This is a genomic window from Pseudomonas agronomica, from assembly GCF_025917275.1.
Lineage (GTDB): Bacteria > Pseudomonadota > Gammaproteobacteria > Pseudomonadales > Pseudomonadaceae > Aquipseudomonas > Aquipseudomonas agronomica.
Genome location: NZ_JAOSHO010000010.1, coordinates 11,325 through 30,351, shown reverse-complemented (window position 1 = coordinate 30,351; position 19,027 = coordinate 11,325). Strand labels below are relative to the sequence as shown.

The following is a 19,027-nucleotide window of genomic DNA, read 5'->3' as shown; positions in this document are numbered from 1 at the left end:
ATCATTCGAGTCGATGACCTCCAGGTGTTCGTGACCACGACGGATGTCGGCAGTTTTTCTGCGGCGGCACGGTTGCTGGACATCTCTCCGGCACTCGCGAGCGTCGCGGTACAGCGGCTCGAAGCAAGCCTGGGCGTGCGGTTGTTCGTGCGCTCCACGAGGCGGCTGCGTCTGTCGGATGACGGTGAGCGCTACCTGGCGCATGCGAGGCAGGCACTGGAAGCGTTGGGAGATGGCGAACTTGCCCTGGCCCAGGGGCGCGATGAAGTGGCCGGGACGCTGCGCCTGTCCATGCCTTCGGACATCGGGCGCAACCTGTTGCTGCCGTGGCTGGATGAGTTCCAGCAGTTGCACCCCAAGGTGCTGTTGCAGTTGCGCGTCAGCGACCAGGTGGCGGATCTGTTCAGCGAGCACCTGGACGCGAGCATCCGCTACGGCCAGTTGGCCGACTCGAGCCTCGTGTCCTTGGCGCTGGAACCCTCCAACAGGCGGACCGTGTGCGCATCCCCTGACTACATCGCGCGCCATGGCCGGCCACGGACGCCCGCCGAGTTGAGCGGGCACAATTGCCTTCGTTATGTGATGGGCGAGCAGACCTTCGAACGCTGGAGTTTCCAGACGCCCAAGGGGGTGGAGACGGTCCAGGTCGCCGGGAATCGCATCAGCGATGATGCCGATATCGTCAGGCGCTGGGCGGTGACGGGGCAGGGGATCGTCTACAAATCCAGGCTCGACGTCATGGACGACCTGCGCAGTGGCCGCCTGGTGGAAGTTTTCCCGCCGGACTATGGCCAGCCAGCACCGCTCCAATTGGTGTGCGCCCACCGCACTTCGCTGACGCCTGCGGTACAGATGTTGAGGGCCTTTCTGGCGGCGCGTTTCGAACGTTATCTCAGCGATTGAACGACAGCGGTGTCCATCACGCTGAAACTATCGGTCGTCCACCATGCCCGATTCATCAGCACGCAACGTCAATACCGAAAAACCGCAAGGCGTCACCGCCACGGTATGTTCGAATTGCGCGGAAAGCGCCCCGTCCTTCGTGACCACGGTCCATCCGTCGGCCTCGGTCCTGACGTGCGGCGCACCTTGGTTGAGCATCGGTTCGATGGTGAAGACCATGCCTTCACGCAGGACGAGCCCGGTTCCCGGCCTGCCGAAGTGCAGCACCTGAGGTTCTTCGTGCATCTGCCGGCCGATGCCATGGCCGCAGTATTCACGGACCACGGAATAACCGTTGAGCGTGGCATGGCGTTGAATGGCTGAGCCGATGTCGCCCAGGCGTGCCCCCGGGCGGACGCTGCGGATGCCTTTCCACATCGCTTCGTAGGTGACCCGGACGAGTTTCCTGGCAACTGGATCGACGTTGCCGATCAGGTACGTCTTGCTGGAGTCGGCGATATAGCCGTTCTTCTCCAAGGTGATGTCGAGATTGACGATGTCACCGTCTTGAAGCAGCTGCGAGCGCGACGGCACTCCGTGGCAGACCACCTCGTTGATCGAGCAGTTCAGCACGAAGCCATACCCGTACTGCCCTTTGCTGGCAGGGCGGGCCTGGAGGTCCCGGACAATCATATGCTCGACCATTTCATCGATCTGAAGCGTCGACAAGCCGATCAAAGAGGTCCGGTCCAGCCGTTCGAAGACTGACGCCAGCAGCCGGCCGGATTCAGCCATCAAGGCCACTTCCTCGGGTCGCTTGATCATTGATAGCTGGCCTCCAGTGGCTGCGCGGTGACACCGGCGTCACTGAGTTCGCGCTGGATGATCTCGTTGAAGCTGAGGGTAGGGTTGGTCTCGCACAGCATGCCGACCTTGATCCAGAAGGCCGCCTGCGCGTTGATCGAGCGGCAGGACACCTTGGTTGCCCTGCGCAGCTGATCGTGGAGTTCGTCGTCGATGTTGACAATGCCCACTGTGTAGCTCCTATATGAAACGTAAGCGAAGCATATACGTTTCATATACTGCTCGGCCAGCATGTTTTTCCGAGGGCTTCTCATGGGACCGGTCAGCCGAGATCCTCGACGCGTAACAAGACCCTTGTCACCCGACGCTCTTCGACGCCCACGACGGTCATGCTCCATTCTTGCCAGCGAAGGGTGTCTCCGATGATCGGCAGACGGTCCAGCAAGCTCATCACCAAGCCGGCAAGCGTCTGGTAATCCTCCGTCGCTGTCGCCTGGAAGCCGATGTGTTCGCGAACCTGGCTGAGATTCATGGCGCCGCTGACGAGGAAACCGCCGTCCTGGGCGACGATATTCGGCCCCCCGATTTCACTGGCATCCGGCAGTTCACCGGCAATGGACTCCAGGATGTCGGTCATGGTCAGCAGGCCGACGAAGTCCCCGAATTCATTCACAACGAATGCGATGTGGGTCGATTCCTTGCGCATTTGTTCCAGCGCGTTGAGGATCGTGAAACTGTCGAGCAGGTTGATGGCTTTGCGCGCCATGGCTTCCAGGTTCGGCTGATCGCCCGCCAGTAACTCCTTGAGCAGCTCTTTTTTGTGGACGAAGCCCAGGGGTTCATCCACGCGTCCTTCCCGGATCAATGGCAAGCGGGAATACGCGGAGTACATCAGCGTCGTGCGGATTTCGTCCGGTGTGTCTGCCAGGTCGAGGTGATCGATTTGCGCGCGGTGGGTCATCACGCTGCGTATCGGGCGCTCCGCCAATTGCAGCACGCCACTGATCATGACCCGTTCGCGTCGATGGAAAACCTGTTCAGGTTCTTCACCGGCCAGCATGTCGGCGATTTCCTCGCCGACTTCATCGGCACTCAGCCTTTGGCCGCCCAGCAAGCGCATCACCGCGTGGGCGGTTCGCTCGCGCATCGGCCTTACGCCTTGCAGGCTTTTCTTGCGACGGGCGCGCGCCAGTTGGTTGAACAGCTCAATCAGAATCGAGAAACCGATCGCGGCGTACAAATAGCCTTTCGGAATGTGGAAGCCCAGGCCCTCGGCGGTGAGGCTGAAGCCGATCATCATCAAAAAGCCCAGGCAAAGCATGATGACCGTTGGGTGGCCGTTGACGAAACGGGTCAGCGGCTTGCTCGCGATCATCATCAAGCCGATGGAGAAAATCACCGCGATCATCATGACCGACAGGTGTTCCACCATGCCCACGGCGGTAATCACCGCATCCAGGGAAAAGACCGCGTCCAGCACCACGATCTGCGCCACGATGGGCCAGAACAATGCGTAGGCTGCGTTGCCGGAACGTTGCGCCACGTGGCCTTCGAGTCGTTCGTGCAGTTCCATGGTTGCCTTGAACAACAGGAACACGCCGCCGAACAGCATGATCAAGTCCCGACCGGAGAACGTCTTGCCAAGGACTTCGAACAGCGGGTTGGTCAGGGTCACCATCCACGAAATGCTCGCCAGCAGGCCCAGGCGCATCAGCAACGCCAGGGACAGGCCGATGACACGGGCACGGTCACGTTGTTCGGGGGGCAGTTTGTCGGCCAGGATGGCGATGAATACCAGGTTATCGATGCCGAGCACCAGCTCCAGCACGATCAACGTCAGCAGGCCCAGCCATGCCGTGGGGTCAGCTATCCATTCCATGGGTTATTCGCGCCCCCGGACGATCAATGCGAGGGCAGGGAGCTGCGACGAGCCTAGGCAAGGTACCGCCGCACTGGGAAAGGTCATGTTCGTTGCAAAACGACTGGGAGGTTCCTGGAGGGTGTTCATACAGGCCTGACAATAATTGGGGAAGAAATCCTACAACGATTTCCAATGCTTCCCACGAGGCGATGTATTACAGGATCTGACGGAGCAACGGCGGAGGACTGACCTCCCTGTGTTTGACAGCGGGCGAGGCAGGTTCATTGGCGACGAGCGTTGTCGCGCTGGCGATAGAAGTCCGCCCTGCGCCTGGCATCCTCACGCTGGACCTGCTCGTAATGCCTGCGTTTTTCACGAGCCATTGCCTCCTGGGCCTTTTGGTGCGAGTCATTTTCCCGTTCGGTTTTTTCCATTTCCCGCTGCTGTTCCCAATAGCGTAGGTACTGTTCCCGCGCCCGATCGAGGTCTTCAGCATGGGTCTGCTGGGCCGTCATGCACACGATTGCAAAGGCGAGGGTGGTGAGGTGGCGCATGGGAAACGGTCTCCGGTCAGGCGGTAGGTACCGCGCTTGCGGTAGACATCAGTTTCCGGAAAAGTTGCCCCTCGAACGTATGTCGAGCCCTAGCGCAACAGGTGCACGGCCAAGCCCACTAGCGCACAGCCGAGCAACACCTGGATCACGCCGCGCTTGAAGCGAAACAGCGCGATCGCCGCCGCCAGCGCAATCAGTGCCGAAGGCCAGTCGAGACTGGCGCTGAATCCGCTTGGCCAGAGCACGTGATAACCAAAGAAACACGCGAGGTTGAGGATCACCCCGACGACCGCCGCGGTAATGGCGGTAAGTGGTGCGGTGAACTTGAGTTCGTTGTGGGTCGATTCCACCAGCGGGCCGCCCGCCAGGATGAACAGGAAGGAGGGCAGGAAGGTGAACCAGGTCACCAGGGCTGCCGCAACGGCACCGGCCAGGAACACCTGATCTGGGCCAAACACCTGCGAGACATAGGCGCCGACAAACCCGACGAAAGCCACCACCATGATCAGCGGTCCGGGCGTGGTTTCGCCGAGCGCCAGGCCGTCGATCATCTGGGTCGGGGTCAGCCAGCCGTAGTGACCGACCGCGCCTTGATAGACATAAGGCAGCACCGCATAAGCCCCGCCGAAGGTCAGCAAGGCAGCCTTGGTGAAAAACCAACCCATCTGCGTCAACGTGCCTTCCCAGCCGAACAGCGCAGTCAGCAAGCCCATCGGCAGGCTCCACAACAACACACCCAGCATCGCCAGGAAGGCGAGCCTCGGCCAACTGAAACGGGCGTGATCGGGGGTAGGCGTTTCGTCATCGATCAGGGCGGGGCCGAACGACTTTTTCGCAGCACCATGCCCGCCGACCTGGAATTTCTCCGGTGCCAGGCGGCCACCGACATAACCGATGAGCGCTGCGCCCAGCACGATCAGGGGGAAGGGCACGTTGAACGCGAAGATCGCCGTGAACGACGCTGCGGCGATGGCCCACAGCCAATTGTTCTTCAGTGCCCGCGAGCCGATTCGATGGGCCGCCTGAACGACGATCGCCGTGACCGCTGGCTTGATCCCATAGAACAGGCCGGCCACCACCGGGACTTCGCCGAAGGCGATGTACATCCAGGACAGCGCGATCAGGATGAAGAGCGACGGCAGGACGAACAGGGCGCCGGCGATGACGCCGCCCCAGGAACGATGCATCAGCCAGCCGATGTAGGTTGCCAACTGCTGGGCTTCTGGCCCGGGCAGCAACATGCAGTAGTTGAGCGCGTGGAGGAAGCGTCGCTCGGAGATCCAGCGTCGCCGTTCGACCAGTTCCTGGTGCATGATCGAAATCTGCCCCGCAGGGCCGCCGAAGCTGATGAATCCCAGTTTCAGCCAGAACCAGAAGGCCATCCGCAGGCTGATCGCTTCAGGCCTGGAGAGATCGTTTTCAACGGCAGGTTCGGCAAGCTTTGGGTTCATGGCGAAGCTCGGGAAATGGGATGTCGCTACAGTATCGGCTCATTGTGAAATGTGAAGCTATTTGTCGAACGCGGTGGAAGGCAATGGCCTCCCACCGGCAGCGCACTACGCCTGGGCATTCAGGCGTTGCCGACAGCCTCGCGAACGAACTCTTCATAGGTGCGCAGCGGCCGGCCGAGGATGGCTTGCAATCGCTCAACGGTACCTGCCTCGGCTTGCATGCCGAACCTTTGGATACCGGCCATCATCAGGCGCATGTCGTAGGCCAGCCAGCCTGGGCTGAACGAGGCCATTTGCGCTTCGAAGGCGGCCACGTCGTCGCCGCCATAAGCGACTTCGCGACCCAGGGCCGAACACCAGGCCTGCGCCACGGAGGCACCGGTCAAGGCGTGTGGGCCGACCAGCTCCAGCGTGACACGTTCAAGCGCAGCAGGCGCCCGGTCACGTCGCAGCAACTCGGCAACGGCAATGTCGGCGATGTCGCGCACATCGACCATCGAGACACCCGCCGAGCCGATCGGCATCGGGTAGACCCCGTAGTCCTGGATGGTCTGCTGGACCATGAAGTCGTTCTGCATGAAGTACGCCGGACGCAAGACCGTCGCCGGTATGTCGAGGCTTTCAATCATGCGTTCCACCGTGTGCTTGCCGGTGAAGTGCGGGATATCGGTGAATTTGTCGGCGTGTATGACCGACAGGTAGACAATGCGCTCGATGCCGGCTTCACGGGCCAGGTTCAGCGCAATCAGCGCCTGGGTGACTTCGTCGGGCGTGACGGCATTGAGCAGGAACAACGTGCGCACGGAGGCAAGGGCGGTGCGCATCGAGGTTACATCCGTCAGGTCGCCGATGATCTCGGTGACGCCTGCCGGAAACTCGCGCTTGCCGGGCTGGCGCACCAGCGCCTTCACATCGGCGCCTTGTTCGGCGAGCCGCGCGGTGATGAGTGAACCAAGGGTGCCGGTGGCGCCGGTGATCAAAATGCTCATGGGTGAATCTCCTGTCATGGGTATCAAAGGGGGATTTCGATTGCGGTGAGCAAACGATAGGCCGTTGCATGGATAAAACGAAGGCGCCAGAATGCAGACACCTCGTTTCAAAAGTGGAACACCATGAACCTGAACGCGCTGATCGATTTTGCGTTGGTTGCCACCCACTCAGGGTTGGGAAAGGCAAGCCGTGCCAGCGGCCGGTCGAAAGCGACGTTGTCGCGGCGCATCGCCGAACTGGAGGAACAACTGGGCGTCAGGCTGATCGAGCGCAGTGCCCGTGGACTGAAGCTGACCGAAGCCGGCGAAGTGCTGATTGCCCGGGCCGAAGGTCCGCTGGGCGAAGTCATCGAAGCCATGACCGCGGCCCAGGAAGGTGTCTCGACGCCGCGCGGGCGCTTGCGGGTGGCGGCCCCGGTGCTGTTTTCACAACTGGCGATGGGGCGCATCGGGGCGCAGTTCTGCGCAGCTTATCCGCAGGTGACGATCGAGGTGCTGGCGGAGGACCGCATGGTGGACCTGGTCGAGGAGCAATTTGACGTCGCCATCCGGATCAATCCGCGTCCGGACAGCAATCTGGTCGGACGCTGCTTTGCCAAGGACCGGTTGGTGGTCGTGGCCGCGCCCGGCGTCGCCAAGCCGGAACCCGGCGCGGTCAGGTCTGTTCCGGCCATCGTGTTTTCCAACGTCCAGCCGACCCAGTGGAAGCTCGATGATGGGCGCCTGATCCTGGAACCGATCCCCAGGCTCTGGTTTTCCTCGTTCCTGATGATTCGCGACGCCGCGGTCGCCGGTGGTGGAGCGGCGCTGCTTCCGCAGTCCATTGCCTGGGGCCAACTGGCCCGCGGGGAATTGGTTCAGTGGGGGACCGTATCGACGGTCGAAGCGCAGCTTTGGGTCCTGCACACGTCCAGGCGCCTGGCCGCGCCAAAAGTCCGCGCATTCGTCGATTTCATGTGCGCTCGGTACCCGGACATGTCGCTGGTACTGGAAGGATGACGCAAAGCGTTTACGCCCAACTCAGGGTAAAGGCTGTTCCTTGACCTTGGTTGAAACGACCGCGTCGTAACTTCCAACGGGTTTCACTTCGTTGGAAACCCATAACCTCTCGCTGCGGCACTTATATTTGACGCCTTTGCGCGGCGTTATGTCCTTGGCCGTTTCAATGCAGATTTCCCTGGATGCGTAGGTCGGCCCGGTTTTTCGCTCTTCCACACAGCCTTCCATGCCACTACAGATCGTCATGACAAGAAAATAGACAGTCATCATCCTAATGTTGCTCCAATGAGCGATGCGGTTATTACGTCCTGTGTCAGCGCGGCTTGGCGCCTGAACGCACAGCGATACCCGGCGGATGATGAGCCTGCCCTCAAACCTTCAGCAATGGGACGTCGGTGCCACCTGTCGGGAAAATGGCACCTTATTTAAAAGTTTTTACATGTTGGTTTCTGGTGACGGATTGTTGGCGCCATGAAGGGCGCTTTTAGGGGCTTTCTGGCTTGAATCCAGTAATGGAACCGACCCAGAAAAACGCCCCGTTATATAAGAAAAAATCAGCGACGCAAACGCTTTGTAACTGCATTCAGCGGAGTTCTGTGTTGATGGATAGTTCCAAGGTAAGTTGCTTGGGGAAGTCCTTCTGATAAATGCCCTGGGGCATTTTTTAGACTTATGTGGACAAAATCTGTCCACTTGTCAACGTAATTACAAACCCTATTATTGGCCCACTGAGTCGCCAAGAAGAGGGTGTTATGGAGCAGTTATTTGAAGGTTGCGTAAAGGTAATCGTTCCCTGTGGTTCTTTGGGAGCAGGTGTTCGCGAGGAAGAAATTGAATACGGGTTGGCGGCAGGGGCCCAAGTTATTGCCACGGACGCAGGTTCCACGGACAGCGGTGCGGCCTATCTCGCACTTGGAAAGTCCAAGAACAATCGCGGTGCAGTCAAGCGCGACCTGACTATTCTAATGAAGGCGCAGGCGAAGTCCGGTGTACCGATTATTGTGGGGACCGCGGGGCAGGCGGGCGGCGATCTCAATCTGGATTGGACGCGGGATATTGCCGTGGAAATCGCTCGGGAGTTGGGCGTGTCGCCAAAGATTGCGCTCATTTATTGCGAGCAGGACAAGCAGACAATTAAACGATTGAATGCGCAAGGTCGTATCAAGCCGCTCCCACCTCATACCGAGTTGAACGATGAGACGGTGGACAGTTGTGAGCATATTGTCGCGGCACTCGGCGTGGAGCCCTTTCTCGCTGCGCTGGACGCAGGCGCCGATATCATATTGGCTGGCCGCTCGACCGATACCGCCGTCATCGGCTGCTACCCCATCTGGAAAGGCGCACCTTGGGGCCCGTCGTGGCACGCAGGCAAGACCGGGGAATGTGGCGTGCAATGTGCCGTCAACCCGACGCTGGGGTCGGGCATCTTGTTGAGCATCGACGCGAATGGCTTCGAAGTCGAGCCGCTGAGCCGGGACAACCAATGCACGCCCCACAGTGTCTCGGCCCATATGTTGTACGAGAACAGCGACCCGTTTCGGTTGCTGGAGCCCGGCGGCATCTTGAATGTTGCCGATGCGCGTTACACCGACTTGAATGGCCGGGCTGTGCGGGTAGAAGGCTCGCGGTGGGAACCCATGCCGTACACCATGAAGTTGGAAGGCGCCGCGGCCGGTATGTATCAGACCATCATGTTGGTGGGCATACAGGATCCCGACGTGCTCAAGGATATTGACGGTTTTCATGATCGTTTGCTGGACGCGCTCTATAAAAGAACCCGGCAATCCATTCCGTCCGAGGAGTTGGGTGAATTTCATATTTCCCTGCGGATGTATGGATGGAATGCTGTTACCGGTGCAAAGCCCGCCGCTGGAACATTGCCGCCACCTGAAATAGGCATGTTGTTTGTGGCCACCGCTGCGACTCAGGAAATGGCCAACACCATCGCTCACGCCTGTAATCCTTATTTCTTCCATTACCCAAGTGTCATGGGCAAGGAGTTGCCTTCCTACGGATTCGCCTTTACGCCTGCCGATATACCTCGCGGGCAGATATATGAATTCAAGTTGAATCATGTGGTGCAACTTGAAGACCCTTTGGAGTTGGTCCGCTTGGAGTGGATTGATTTATCGGATAAGTCGATGGCTGTTAAGGAGCTTGCATAATGACCACGTTGCGTGATGTTTGCCGACATGTGCGATCCAAACAGGCTGGACCGTTCTGGGTCACGTTCGATGTCTTTTTCAACGGGCGCGAGAGTTTCGAGCGCTATAACGACTGCGCCGCGCTGTCCCCGGCGCAATTCGCAAGGCTCTACGGAGCTGATCCCGAACGGGTCAAGCGCATCGCGGTGCCTGACCTGGAGATGGTCAAGATCTCCTATCCTCGTGCAACGCCCCAAGGCGGAATGGTCGAGCGAGATATGCATGCCGGCCAGCAATACGTGCGCCTGCTCGATGTGGTGGTCGACTGAGGCTGCGTTGCCCCGCGCTTTGACATAGTCGCCTCATGGACGAGGCCCCTCCAACCTAATCCCTAGAGGTCATCATGACGGACTCGACCATTGCGCGGCGGCTTGCACGCTACGCCTGCGAATTCCGGGAGCAGCGGCTGCCCGAAGAGATCATCAAGCTGGTACGCCAGCGTTTTATCGACAGCCTGGCGTGCGTACTGGGCGCCTACGGGGCTGATCCGGTCAAGGCGACGCTGTGTTACGCCGCCGCGAATACGGCGCAATCTTCCAGCGTATTTGGCACGAACCTCAAAACGACGGCGGAAATAGCAGCGTTCGCCAACGGCCTGATGGTTCGTTTCCTGGATTACAACGATGGTTACATGGGCCTGGAACCCGGCCACCCGAGTGACAATATCCCGGCCTGTCTGGCGCTGGCGCAAGCCGAGAACGCAACTGGCGCCGAGCTGGTCTCGGCCATCGTCCTGGCCTATGAAATCCAGATGCGCCTGCAGGACGCGGCCAGCTTGAACAAGCGTGGCTGGGATCACGTCAACTACATCAACGTCGCGATGGCCGCAGCGGCTTCCAACCTGATGAAGCTGGACGTGGTGCAAACCGAGCAAGCCATCAACATCGCCCTGAGTGGGCACCTGGCAATGCGCCAAGTGCGCAGCGGTTCGCTGTCCGATTGGAAGGGCTGTTCCGCAGCCAATGCGGCGCGTAACGCTATTTTCGCAGCGCAGTTGGCGCGTCATGGCATGACAGGGCCGTCGCCGGTATTTGAAGGCGAGATGGGCTTCTTCAAACAGGTTTCGGGGCGATTCGAACTGGATGTTGATCGTTTCGGTACACCCGACAACGGCGACTACGCCATACGCCGCTCCCTGACCAAGACGTTCCCCACCAATGGGGAACTGCACACGGCCGTCTGGGCCGCGCTGGATATTCGCAAGCGGATCGACGGTGTCAGGGACATTGCTGCGATTTCAATCGAAACGTCCGAATTCAACCGTCGAGTGCTCGCCGATACCCCTGAGAAATGGTTGCCGAGAACCCGTGAAACGGCTGACCACAGCTTGCCTTATAACGTCGCCCGGGCGTTGCTGGACGGTGACATCACGGTCGGCTCCTACGCCGCCGAGAAGATCGCCGATCCGGCAGCGATTGCCTTGATGGAAAAGGTCAGTGTCGTGGAGGATCCGGCGCTGACCAGGCTGTTCCCACGACACCTTGCCAACCGTGTTCGGGTGACCCTGGCCTCCGGTGAGCAGGTGGTGAGCGAGATGATCACCGGGCCCGGGTCGGTCGAAACGCCCATGACCGATGGCGACTTCGAGCGAAAATTCCGGCGCATGGCGACGCCGCATATCGATGCGTCGGCTCAGGCCGCAGTGCTTGGGTTTGTGGCGAGGCTTGAGCATCAAGCCGAGTTCGAGTCGTTGTTTGCGGCGATGGATGTCCCGTAGCGGTGTTGACGCTCCACTGGTATTCCAGAGGAGCGCGCGGCTGGCGTCAGCGGCGTCCGGTATGGGTCGCCGTTGGCAACATCCCGGTGTAGCGAGCGCGAGGTCGGCCCTCGTGGTGTTGGTTGTATTGCTCACTGGCGTGGGCAATCCAGCCGATGGAGCGTCCTACGCCTCCCAATGAAATTTCCTGCCCGTGCAGTCCCAGTTTCCTGCCGATGAAGCTCACCATGAGAATGAATTCCGGCGGGTACGCAACGAGCTCCGAGGCCACCGAAAAGGCCCTTTGCAGCTTGATGAACTCGCTGTCGCCATCGAAGGCGGCAGTCAGCGCCGCCAAGAGATTGCTGGCCCGCGGATCGTTGATCGAGTGGACGTTGGGGCCGAATCCGACGATATGTCCGTCCTGGTTGTAGCGCTGCAAGATCGGCCGCGTAGGGTCTACGGCGGTACAAATCTCTTCGATCATCCGGCTCGCCGCTTCATTCCTGCCATAGGCGACCCTGTGGCCCCGGGCGGCGGCGAGTGCGGCGATAACGGCGTAGTAAGGAGTGGCGCCGGTCGTGGCGGCGACGCGGACGCTGTGGGTGGTATGGTCCAGCTCATGGTCGATACTGAGGATCAGCAGGCGCCGAATCAGATCGGCGTGGGCCAGGGGGGCGCCGCAAGACCGGGTGATGAACTCGTGCAAGGGCTGCGTGCTCGGCTCGGTCGCCCCTACGACCAGCGCGGCAAACCATCTCACGACATCAGCGCCTGTACGGGCGTAACTTTCAGGGGAAAGGTCGAACGCCTTGGGGTTCTCTCGCTGAACCAGGGGAAAAAGCGCGATGGCTTTTTCCTGGGCAGACATGTGCTCATAAATCTTCAGCAGTTGGGCGCTGTCCTTCGGCGCACGTGGCAGCGACTCGCCGAATGCCGAAGGCACCTGCCAGATCAATTCGGCCACCTCTTCGACCGTTGCGCGTTCAGCGAGCTCGACGACGTCATGGCCGCGATAAAACAGTCCATCATCGGTGATCAGCGTAATTGCACTGTCCGACGGCGGGGAGCGTTTCGCCACGGGTTTCTCGGCCGCCGGGACTTTCACCAGTCGCTGGATATCCTCGGCCCAATAGCGACGCTTGGGCGTCCCGGCGATCTTGATGGAGCGAATATTCTTGCGGCTGACGTAGGCGTACAGCGTTGGCAGGCTTACTCGGAGCAGGGCGGCCGCCTCGTCTGCAGAGAGATAAAGGCCTTCTTGTTCTGGCATGACGGGCCCATTCAAGTTGATTGAAAGGCGTACATGTTTATTAGATATGCCGTCATGTCGTCAATGTGTATTGGCGGAAAAATTTCAGCCTGGGTTTATGAAGCGACTGACGGCTGATAAGCCCGATCCAGCCGGGATGTTGACGAAAAAAATCAAGATTTACAGGGTTTCACCCCCTATGTAGATTTCGGCTGCGCAAGAGATGTTCACATTGATTTCGATGCATCGATAAAAATAATAACGAAAAGGTGAAACGCATGGCTTGGTTAGGTTTCGCAATGGTCGTCACGTTTATGGCACTGATCATAAGCAAGCGACTTTCTGCTGTGACGGCACTTATCCTGATTCCGGTTGCCTTCGGGCTGGCCAGTGGGGCAGGACCGGAACTGGGTGCGATGGTGATGGGCGGCGTCAAGCAGGTCGCGCCCACGGCGCTGATGTTGATGTTTGCAATCCTGTATTTCGCGATCATGTTTGACGCCGGGCTCTTCGAGCCCGCTGTTCGACGCATCCTGCGCTATGTCGGTAATGACCCGCTTAGAGTTGTGCTGGGCACGGCGTTGCTGGCTACGGTGATCTCTTTCGACGGGGATGGTGCAACGACGGTGTTGATCGTGACGACTGCGTTCCTGCCGCTTTACCTGCGCCTGGGCATGAACCCGCTGATTCTGGCGTTGATGCTCCTCTTGACCAATACCGTGGTTAATCTGATCCCCTGGGGAGGGCCGGTGGCGCGCGCCGCCAGTGCGCTTCACCTGGATGTGGCGCAGATGTTCCTGGGGTTGGTTCCTTCACTATTTGCCGGGCTTGCCTACGCCTTCGTCGTGGCGTTCTGGATCGGCCGCAAAGAGCGACGCCGCTTGGGCTGGACGCCTGCGTCAAAGGAGGTCGCACTGGATGAGCTGGCTTTGCCGACGGTGCAATCCGATACCCACAGGCCGAAGCTTTTCTGGGTCAATCTCGCACTCACCGCCGGGCTGATGTACTCCATGGCAACAGGGCTGGCGCCGTTACCGCTGCTGATGATGGTGGGCTTTTCCCTGGCGCTGCTGGTCAACTACCCACGCCTGGCGGAGCAGAAGGCGCGGGTCGCGGCTCACGCTGAAAGCGTGTTGATGGTCATCGCGCTGATATTTGCTTCAGGTGTGTTCACCGGAGTTCTATCGGGCACCGGAATGGTCGATGGCATGTCGGAAAAAATCGTGCAGTTGATCCCGGACGGAGGTGGCCAATATTTCAGCATCCTGACCGCACTGGTCGCCTTGCCACTTAATTTCCTGATTTCCAACGACGCGTTCTTCTTCGGGATCTTGCCGGTGCTGGGCGCGGCGGGTGCGCAATACGGTATCGATCCCATGCATATCGCCCGGGCATCGGTACTGGGACAACCGGTACATGCACTTAGCCCATTAGTAGCGGCGGTTTACCTTATCAGTGGAATCATCAAGCGCGACATGGGTGATATGCAACGCTATTGCTTGCTCTGGGCGATAGGCAGCAGCCTTGTTCTGATTGCAACGGCCGTGGTGACACGGGCAATTATCTGATTCATCAGTTCGCAACGCCGAAGTTTAAAGGACGCTAAGTCGCGTCTACTCACGTCAAAATAAAAATAATAGATGAGGTGGTCGATGAAATCGATTAACGCCGTCGCTATGACGTTGCTGTCGACATTGTTGATGTCGGAAGTTTGCTTTTCTGCAACGATCAGTTATCCCGACCGGTTTCAGCATGAAGGCAAATTCAATGCTTATCTTCGCGCGATGTATATCAATACACGGATATCCAATGACTTGATCGAAGACCGTTTTGGAGGATTTCCCGACGGTGCTGAACTGGGAGGGACAGGGATCGGCGCGATCCTGGATTACAACTCCAGTTATTGGGCCGGGATCGTCGGGTTTGACGCTTCGTTGTACGGCGTGGCAATGATTGATTCGAAAGATAACGGGCGAGACTTGTTTGATGACTCCGACGGTACGAGCGGTGGCTTCGCCAAAGTTGGGCAGGGTTATTTCAAACTGCGTTATGAAGGGGACGGTTGGAACGCCGACTCCCAGATAGGCCGGGGGCGGTTCGACGCGGGCACCTTGGTCACCCTCGATACTCGGATCGTGCCGGGCTCCTATCAGGGCGGCCGGGCCCACCTGAACTTTACCGAGATGGGTATCGGTCCGCTGCCCGGTACGCTGGGGCTTGAAACCGCCTACATCAACCGTACTTCGCCTCGGGACCGGGAAGAATTCGAGCACCTGCTGAGCCAGACGGGCGAGGAAATCAAGGACCTTTATACCTACGGCATCAATTACGATTTGAAGGCCATTGAATTGGGCTATGCCCATGGGGTAGCGCGGGATTTCAACGAAAACACCCGTTATGGACTGACATTGAAAGCGCCGCTCGGCGACAAGGCCGGTGTGGTATTGGACACCCAGTATTACCAGTTCAAAAAAGCCGGGCAAATCTGGGAGCGCGATTGGGAAGCCGGCGAGGCCGCTTACGATGATGACGCGACCTGGTTGAACATCAACCTGGGTTTATTGCTCGATAAACTGCGCCTGGGTGTTTCGTTTTCCGAAACAAATGCCAAATTGAGCAACGGGCAATTGGGTTATGCCTATTTCGACCATGGCGATAACGTTGACGGCAGGATGGATGCCTGGACACGTTCCGGCAATGATTTCAACAACGACGGTGAGCGAACCTGGCAATTGGGGGCCGAGTATGACTTGAGCGGGCATTCTTTATTGGGTGCTTCACTGGATGGCTTCAAAGTCATGACCATTTATAAGCAAGGCAAGTTTGATGCGACCGATCCATTCAGCGGCCGGCGCACCGACGTGAACGAGCGGCAAAATGAATATCGCCTCTATTATCGCTTTGATGAAAAAGAATACGCCGGACTTTCGGTGGGCCTGATCTATCTCAACTACCGGATTGACCAGGACTTTGTCGCACTTGTCTCCGCGCAACCCGACAACGTGGTAAGCGGGTCAGAGGCACGGGTCTATCTGGATTACGCATTTTGAACATTGAACGTTTATACCGAGAGGCCGGTGATGCTTAAACCTCGTCATAACATTGTGGTTACACAGCGATTCTTCGACTCGACGGCTGCTGATTTCCTGGGCCGCCATGGCTGTGATGTCGTTGTCGCAGATCTGGCGCCGGGGCAAGCCGATGGAGACTTGAGCGAACCCCAACTGATCGAGCTCCTCGCCGACGCGGACGCCTGGATTGTCGGGCATGCGAATATCACGTTCAGCCTGCTGAATTCACTCCCGCGCCTGCAAGTCATCGCCCGTCGTGGCGTGGGTTATGAACGGGTCGACACCGCAGCTGTGGAGGCGGCGGGGAAGGTGGCGACCATTGCAATCGGCGGTAACGACGCCAGCGTTGCCGACCACACCGTCGCGTTGATGCTCGCGGTGTGTCGCCAGCTCAAGCAATGCCAGAAAGGCTTGTCCACCAACGATTGGTCGATCCCCCTGGGCGGCGATTTGTATCGCAAGACGGTTGGCATCGTCGGTTTGGGCCGGATTGGCCGGGGCGTGCTGCAGCGCTTGTCCGGGTTCGAGGTGAAACCGCTGATCCATACCACTAGCCCCGACGGCGTTCACGCCGAAGGGGGTGTTGTTGTGGACCTGGAAACGCTGCTGAGGGAAAGCGACTTCGTGACGCTTCACGCGCCGCTCAATCCCGCAACACAGGGGATGATCGATGAGCGTGCCTTGAAATTAATGAAGCGTTCCGCGGTGCTGATCAACACCGCGAGGGGCGGGTTGGTGCGCGATGCCGATCTGCTCAGGGCCTTGACCGAAAAACGACTGGCAGGCGCGGGGCTCGATGTATTCGAAAGCGAATCGAATCCCGCCTTGATGCCTGTGACTGCGCAACTGATCCAGCTCCCCAATGTGGTCGTGACGCCCCATGTCGGGGCCTCGACGGTCGAGGGGCTCAACCGTACCAACCTGATTGCCGCCCAATGTGCGGTGGCTGTGCTGGAAGGGCGCAGCCCACCCAGCCATTGTGTAATCGCGGACGGGCGTCGACCCGTCGGACAGGATGGACAGCCATGAGTCGTCGCGAAAACCTGTCAGCGGACTCACGCCCGCCCGTTCATCCTGACTTGCTGGCCGTGGCGACATCGTTGCGCGAGGCCGGCCTGCTGCCGGTGGTTCAGGGTGATGTGCAAAGCGTCCGGGCGCAGTTGGAGCGAATCAACGCCTGGGCGGCGCAACCCAGCGTCGCTCTGAGCTACGAGCGTACGTTGGGGTTTTCCGTTGACGGTCGGACGGTGCCCTGCAAGCTCTATTGGCCGGAGGGCGATGAGACGCCTTGCCTGATGTTCTACTGCCATGGCGGCGGATTTCGTCATGGCTCGCTGGCCGGTTGGGATGCACCGCTGCGACAGTTGGTTCGCGACAGTGGCCTGGCGGTGCTATCCATCGACTACGCGCTGTCGCCGGAGCATCGCTTTCCAGTGGCGTTCAACGAAGTGGTGGCGATTGTCAGTCGCGTCGTTCATCTGGGGGCCGTCACCGAATGCCCGGTGCGCGGCTACGCCCTCGGCGGCGATTCGGCAGGCGCCAACCTGGCCCTGGGGGCTGCGATTGCATTACGCGATTCGGGGATCGATGCGCTGCGGCAGTTGTTATTGTTTTACGGCAGCTACTCGCGGGACATGGGCTCCGATTCGTGGCAAAGGCTGGGCGGGTACGCCGGGCAGAACCTGTCGGTCGAGACCATGAGCGCCTACTGGGCCAGCTACCTGGCCAATGACGAGGACGACTGGCGGGTTCAGCCAATCATTGCTGATCTGGCAGGTCTGCCACCGGTACGATTGGTGGTCGGCGAGCTGGACCCGTTGTTGGATGAAAATCGCGAACTGGCGCAGCGGCTGAGAAAGGCGGGGGTGGCGACGGCCCTGCAAGTCTTGCCGAACATGACCCATGGTTTTGTCCGTTTCAATGAAAGGGCGCCCGTCGCCCGCAGCGTCATTGCCGAGCAGGGCAGTGCCTTGCGTGCGGCGCTTTCCAGGGAGGCGAACCTTCCATGAGCCTTTTCCGAATCGTCGCCTTTGCCTGTGCCTGCGTCGGGGCTACCGTTGCCATGGCCGCCGGCACGTTACCGATCGGGCCTGCCGCAGGGGATACCGAGCTGTCGGCCTTCTATCGCTGGCCTGAGGCAATGCCCGCGTTGCCCGGTGTACTGCTGAGAAGCGAGAGCATGCCGGTGCAGGCACAGATGCCTGCCGCCGCGCAGGCGTTGCGTCTGCTCTACAGTTCCACCGACGAACGCTGGCATTCCGGTCTCGTTGCGGTCAGTGGCGCGTTTTACCTGCCGACGGGCAATCCCCCCGCCGAAGGCTGGCCGCTGCTGGCCTGGGCCCACGGCACGCTGGGGATCGCCGATGCGTGCGCGCCCTCCTGGACGGGGCTGCGCGACCGTGACGCGGCGTATATCGATCGCTGGCTGGCACGCGGCTTTGCGGTTGTTGTGACCGACTATCAGGGCCTGGGAGGGCCGGGACCGCATCCTTACACGTTCTGGCAAGCGGAGGGGCGCTCCGTCCTCGACTCGATTCGCGCTGCCCGCGCCATCCGGCCAGGGTTGATTGCCAATCGCACGTTCCTCGCCGGGCAATCCCAGGGCGGCGGAGCGGCGCTGGGCGCGGCCATCCTTGCCGCGAGCTACGCGCCGGAGCTGCCGATACTGGGCGCGCTGCTGACGGCGCCAAACAGCACCTTTCCCCAAGGCCCCATTTCGCTGCCGCCTCGCCAGTCCAACACGGTGTTCCTGGCGCTGGCGTCCGGCGGCCTGCGCGAAGATGGACCGCGAGTGGAAGACATCCTGACCGCCAAGGGTCTCCAGTTGCTGGAGGTCGCCCGGCAGGGCTGTACCCGTGACATCGCGGTCAAATCCAAGGCCTTGCAGATTGGATCGTTTGCCGAGCTGTTGACCGTTCCCCCAGAGACGCTGAACGCCCTTCGTATCCCGACGACCGACATGCCACAGGCATCCATCGCCTTCCCGCTGTTCATCGCCACCGGCCAGGCTGATCGGACGATCACGCCAGAGCGGCAGTACGCGGTCGCGGCGGCGTTGTGCGCCGCCGGCAACGCCGTCACGTGGCGTACCTATGAAGGCCTGGGGCACGACGGGGTGCTGCATGGTTCGCTGGAAGATGCCTTCGCCTTCGTCGGCGCACGGCCTGGCGGACGGGACTATGGCGTCAATTGCACGACCCTGCAAAGACCCGGTCCGCCCGGTGAAAGAGACCCTGATGCGCCGTTCAATGACGATTGAGACGT

Annotated in this window: 18 protein-coding genes; 10 read left to right on the top strand and 8 right to left on the bottom strand. The window is 59.9% G+C overall.

The window, feature by feature from the left end; all coding sequences use genetic code 11:
- Positions 1-903, top strand: a complete 903-nt coding sequence (locus OC610_RS02070) for a LysR family transcriptional regulator (protein ID WP_408636519.1) — start codon at positions 1-3, stop codon at positions 901-903.
- 27 nt (positions 904-930) lie between these two features.
- Here OC610_RS02070 and map read toward each other — a convergent pair whose 3' ends face one another.
- From map to OC610_RS02040, 6 genes are all read right to left on the bottom strand, one after another.
- Positions 931-1,707, bottom strand: coding sequence for a type I methionyl aminopeptidase (map, locus tag OC610_RS02065; RefSeq protein WP_264426309.1), 777 nt, complete (start codon positions 1,705-1,707; stop codon positions 931-933).
- Positions 1,704-1,916 carry a ParD-like family protein gene (locus OC610_RS02060; protein ID WP_264426308.1) on the bottom strand — a complete coding sequence of 71 codons (213 nt, stop codon included), beginning with the start codon at positions 1,914-1,916 and terminating at the stop codon, positions 1,704-1,706. Before OC610_RS02060 ends, map begins: the two co-directional genes overlap by 4 nt.
- A 92-nt stretch (positions 1,917-2,008) precedes the next feature.
- On the bottom strand, positions 2,009-3,565 hold the full coding sequence (locus tag OC610_RS02055) for a TerC family protein (protein ID WP_264426307.1): 1,557 nt from the start codon (positions 3,563-3,565) through the stop codon (positions 2,009-2,011).
- A 263-nt stretch (positions 3,566-3,828) separates the two neighbouring features.
- On the bottom strand, positions 3,829-4,101 hold the full coding sequence (locus OC610_RS02050) for a hypothetical protein (RefSeq protein ID WP_264426306.1): 273 nt from the start codon (positions 4,099-4,101) through the stop codon (positions 3,829-3,831).
- A gap of 89 nt (positions 4,102-4,190) precedes the next feature.
- The gene (gene chrA, locus OC610_RS02045; protein ID WP_264426305.1) at positions 4,191-5,552 is read right to left on the bottom strand and encodes a chromate efflux transporter; all 1,362 of its coding nucleotides are present in this window, start codon (positions 5,550-5,552) and stop codon (positions 4,191-4,193) included.
- 119 nt (positions 5,553-5,671) lie between these two features.
- Positions 5,672-6,541, bottom strand: a complete 870-nt coding sequence (locus OC610_RS02040) for an NmrA/HSCARG family protein (RefSeq protein WP_264426304.1) — start codon at positions 6,539-6,541, stop codon at positions 5,672-5,674.
- A gap of 123 nt (positions 6,542-6,664) precedes the next feature.
- Here OC610_RS02040 and OC610_RS02035 point away from each other — a divergent pair, with 123 nt between their 5' ends.
- The gene (locus OC610_RS02035) at positions 6,665-7,540 is read left to right on the top strand and encodes a LysR family transcriptional regulator (protein WP_264426303.1); all 876 of its coding nucleotides are present in this window, start codon (positions 6,665-6,667) and stop codon (positions 7,538-7,540) included.
- A 21-nt stretch (positions 7,541-7,561) separates the two neighbouring features.
- On the opposite strand, the gene OC610_RS02030 is transcribed toward OC610_RS02035, so the two are convergent.
- Positions 7,562-7,810, bottom strand: coding sequence for a hypothetical protein (locus OC610_RS02030; protein ID WP_030141654.1), 249 nt, complete (start codon positions 7,808-7,810; stop codon positions 7,562-7,564).
- Between the two features lie 482 nt (positions 7,811-8,292).
- On the opposite strand from OC610_RS02030, the gene OC610_RS02025 reads away from it, so the two are divergent.
- From OC610_RS02025 to OC610_RS02015, 3 genes are all read left to right on the top strand, one after another.
- Positions 8,293-9,705 (top strand): DUF1446 domain-containing protein, encoded by a 1,413-nt coding sequence (locus tag OC610_RS02025; protein ID WP_264426302.1) that lies wholly within the window; start codon positions 8,293-8,295, stop codon positions 9,703-9,705.
- Positions 9,705-10,013: a DUF4387 domain-containing protein gene (locus OC610_RS02020; RefSeq protein ID WP_264426301.1), complete on the top strand. Its 309-nt coding sequence runs from the start codon at positions 9,705-9,707 to the stop codon at positions 10,011-10,013. Before OC610_RS02025 ends, OC610_RS02020 begins: the two co-directional genes overlap by 1 nt.
- 74 nt (positions 10,014-10,087) lie before the next feature.
- A complete protein-coding gene (locus OC610_RS02015) occupies positions 10,088-11,461 on the top strand; it encodes an MmgE/PrpD family protein (RefSeq protein ID WP_264426300.1) in 1,374 nt (457 codons plus the stop codon).
- Positions 11,462-11,507: 46 nt separating this feature from the next.
- Here OC610_RS02015 and OC610_RS02010 read toward each other — a convergent pair whose 3' ends face one another.
- Positions 11,508-12,713 (bottom strand): citrate synthase, encoded by a 1,206-nt coding sequence (locus tag OC610_RS02010; protein ID WP_264426299.1) that lies wholly within the window; start codon positions 12,711-12,713, stop codon positions 11,508-11,510.
- 257 nt (positions 12,714-12,970) lie between these two features.
- On the opposite strand from OC610_RS02010, the gene OC610_RS02005 reads away from it, so the two are divergent.
- From OC610_RS02005 to OC610_RS01985, 5 genes are all read left to right on the top strand, one after another.
- Positions 12,971-14,260, top strand: coding sequence for a CitMHS family transporter (locus tag OC610_RS02005; protein WP_264426298.1), 1,290 nt, complete (start codon positions 12,971-12,973; stop codon positions 14,258-14,260).
- Positions 14,261-14,344: 84 nt separating this feature from the next.
- Positions 14,345-15,742, top strand: a complete 1,398-nt coding sequence (locus tag OC610_RS02000) for an OprD family porin (RefSeq protein ID WP_264426297.1) — start codon at positions 14,345-14,347, stop codon at positions 15,740-15,742.
- A gap of 30 nt (positions 15,743-15,772) precedes the next feature.
- Positions 15,773-16,792, top strand: a complete 1,020-nt coding sequence (locus OC610_RS01995; RefSeq protein ID WP_264426296.1) for a phosphoglycerate dehydrogenase — start codon at positions 15,773-15,775, stop codon at positions 16,790-16,792.
- Positions 16,789-17,772 (top strand): alpha/beta hydrolase fold domain-containing protein, encoded by a 984-nt coding sequence (locus OC610_RS01990; protein ID WP_264426295.1) that lies wholly within the window; start codon positions 16,789-16,791, stop codon positions 17,770-17,772. Before OC610_RS01995 ends, OC610_RS01990 begins: the two co-directional genes overlap by 4 nt.
- Positions 17,769-19,022 (top strand): lipase family protein, encoded by a 1,254-nt coding sequence (locus OC610_RS01985; RefSeq protein ID WP_264426294.1) that lies wholly within the window; start codon positions 17,769-17,771, stop codon positions 19,020-19,022. Before OC610_RS01990 ends, OC610_RS01985 begins: the two co-directional genes overlap by 4 nt.
- Positions 19,023-19,027 lie beyond the last annotated feature (5 nt).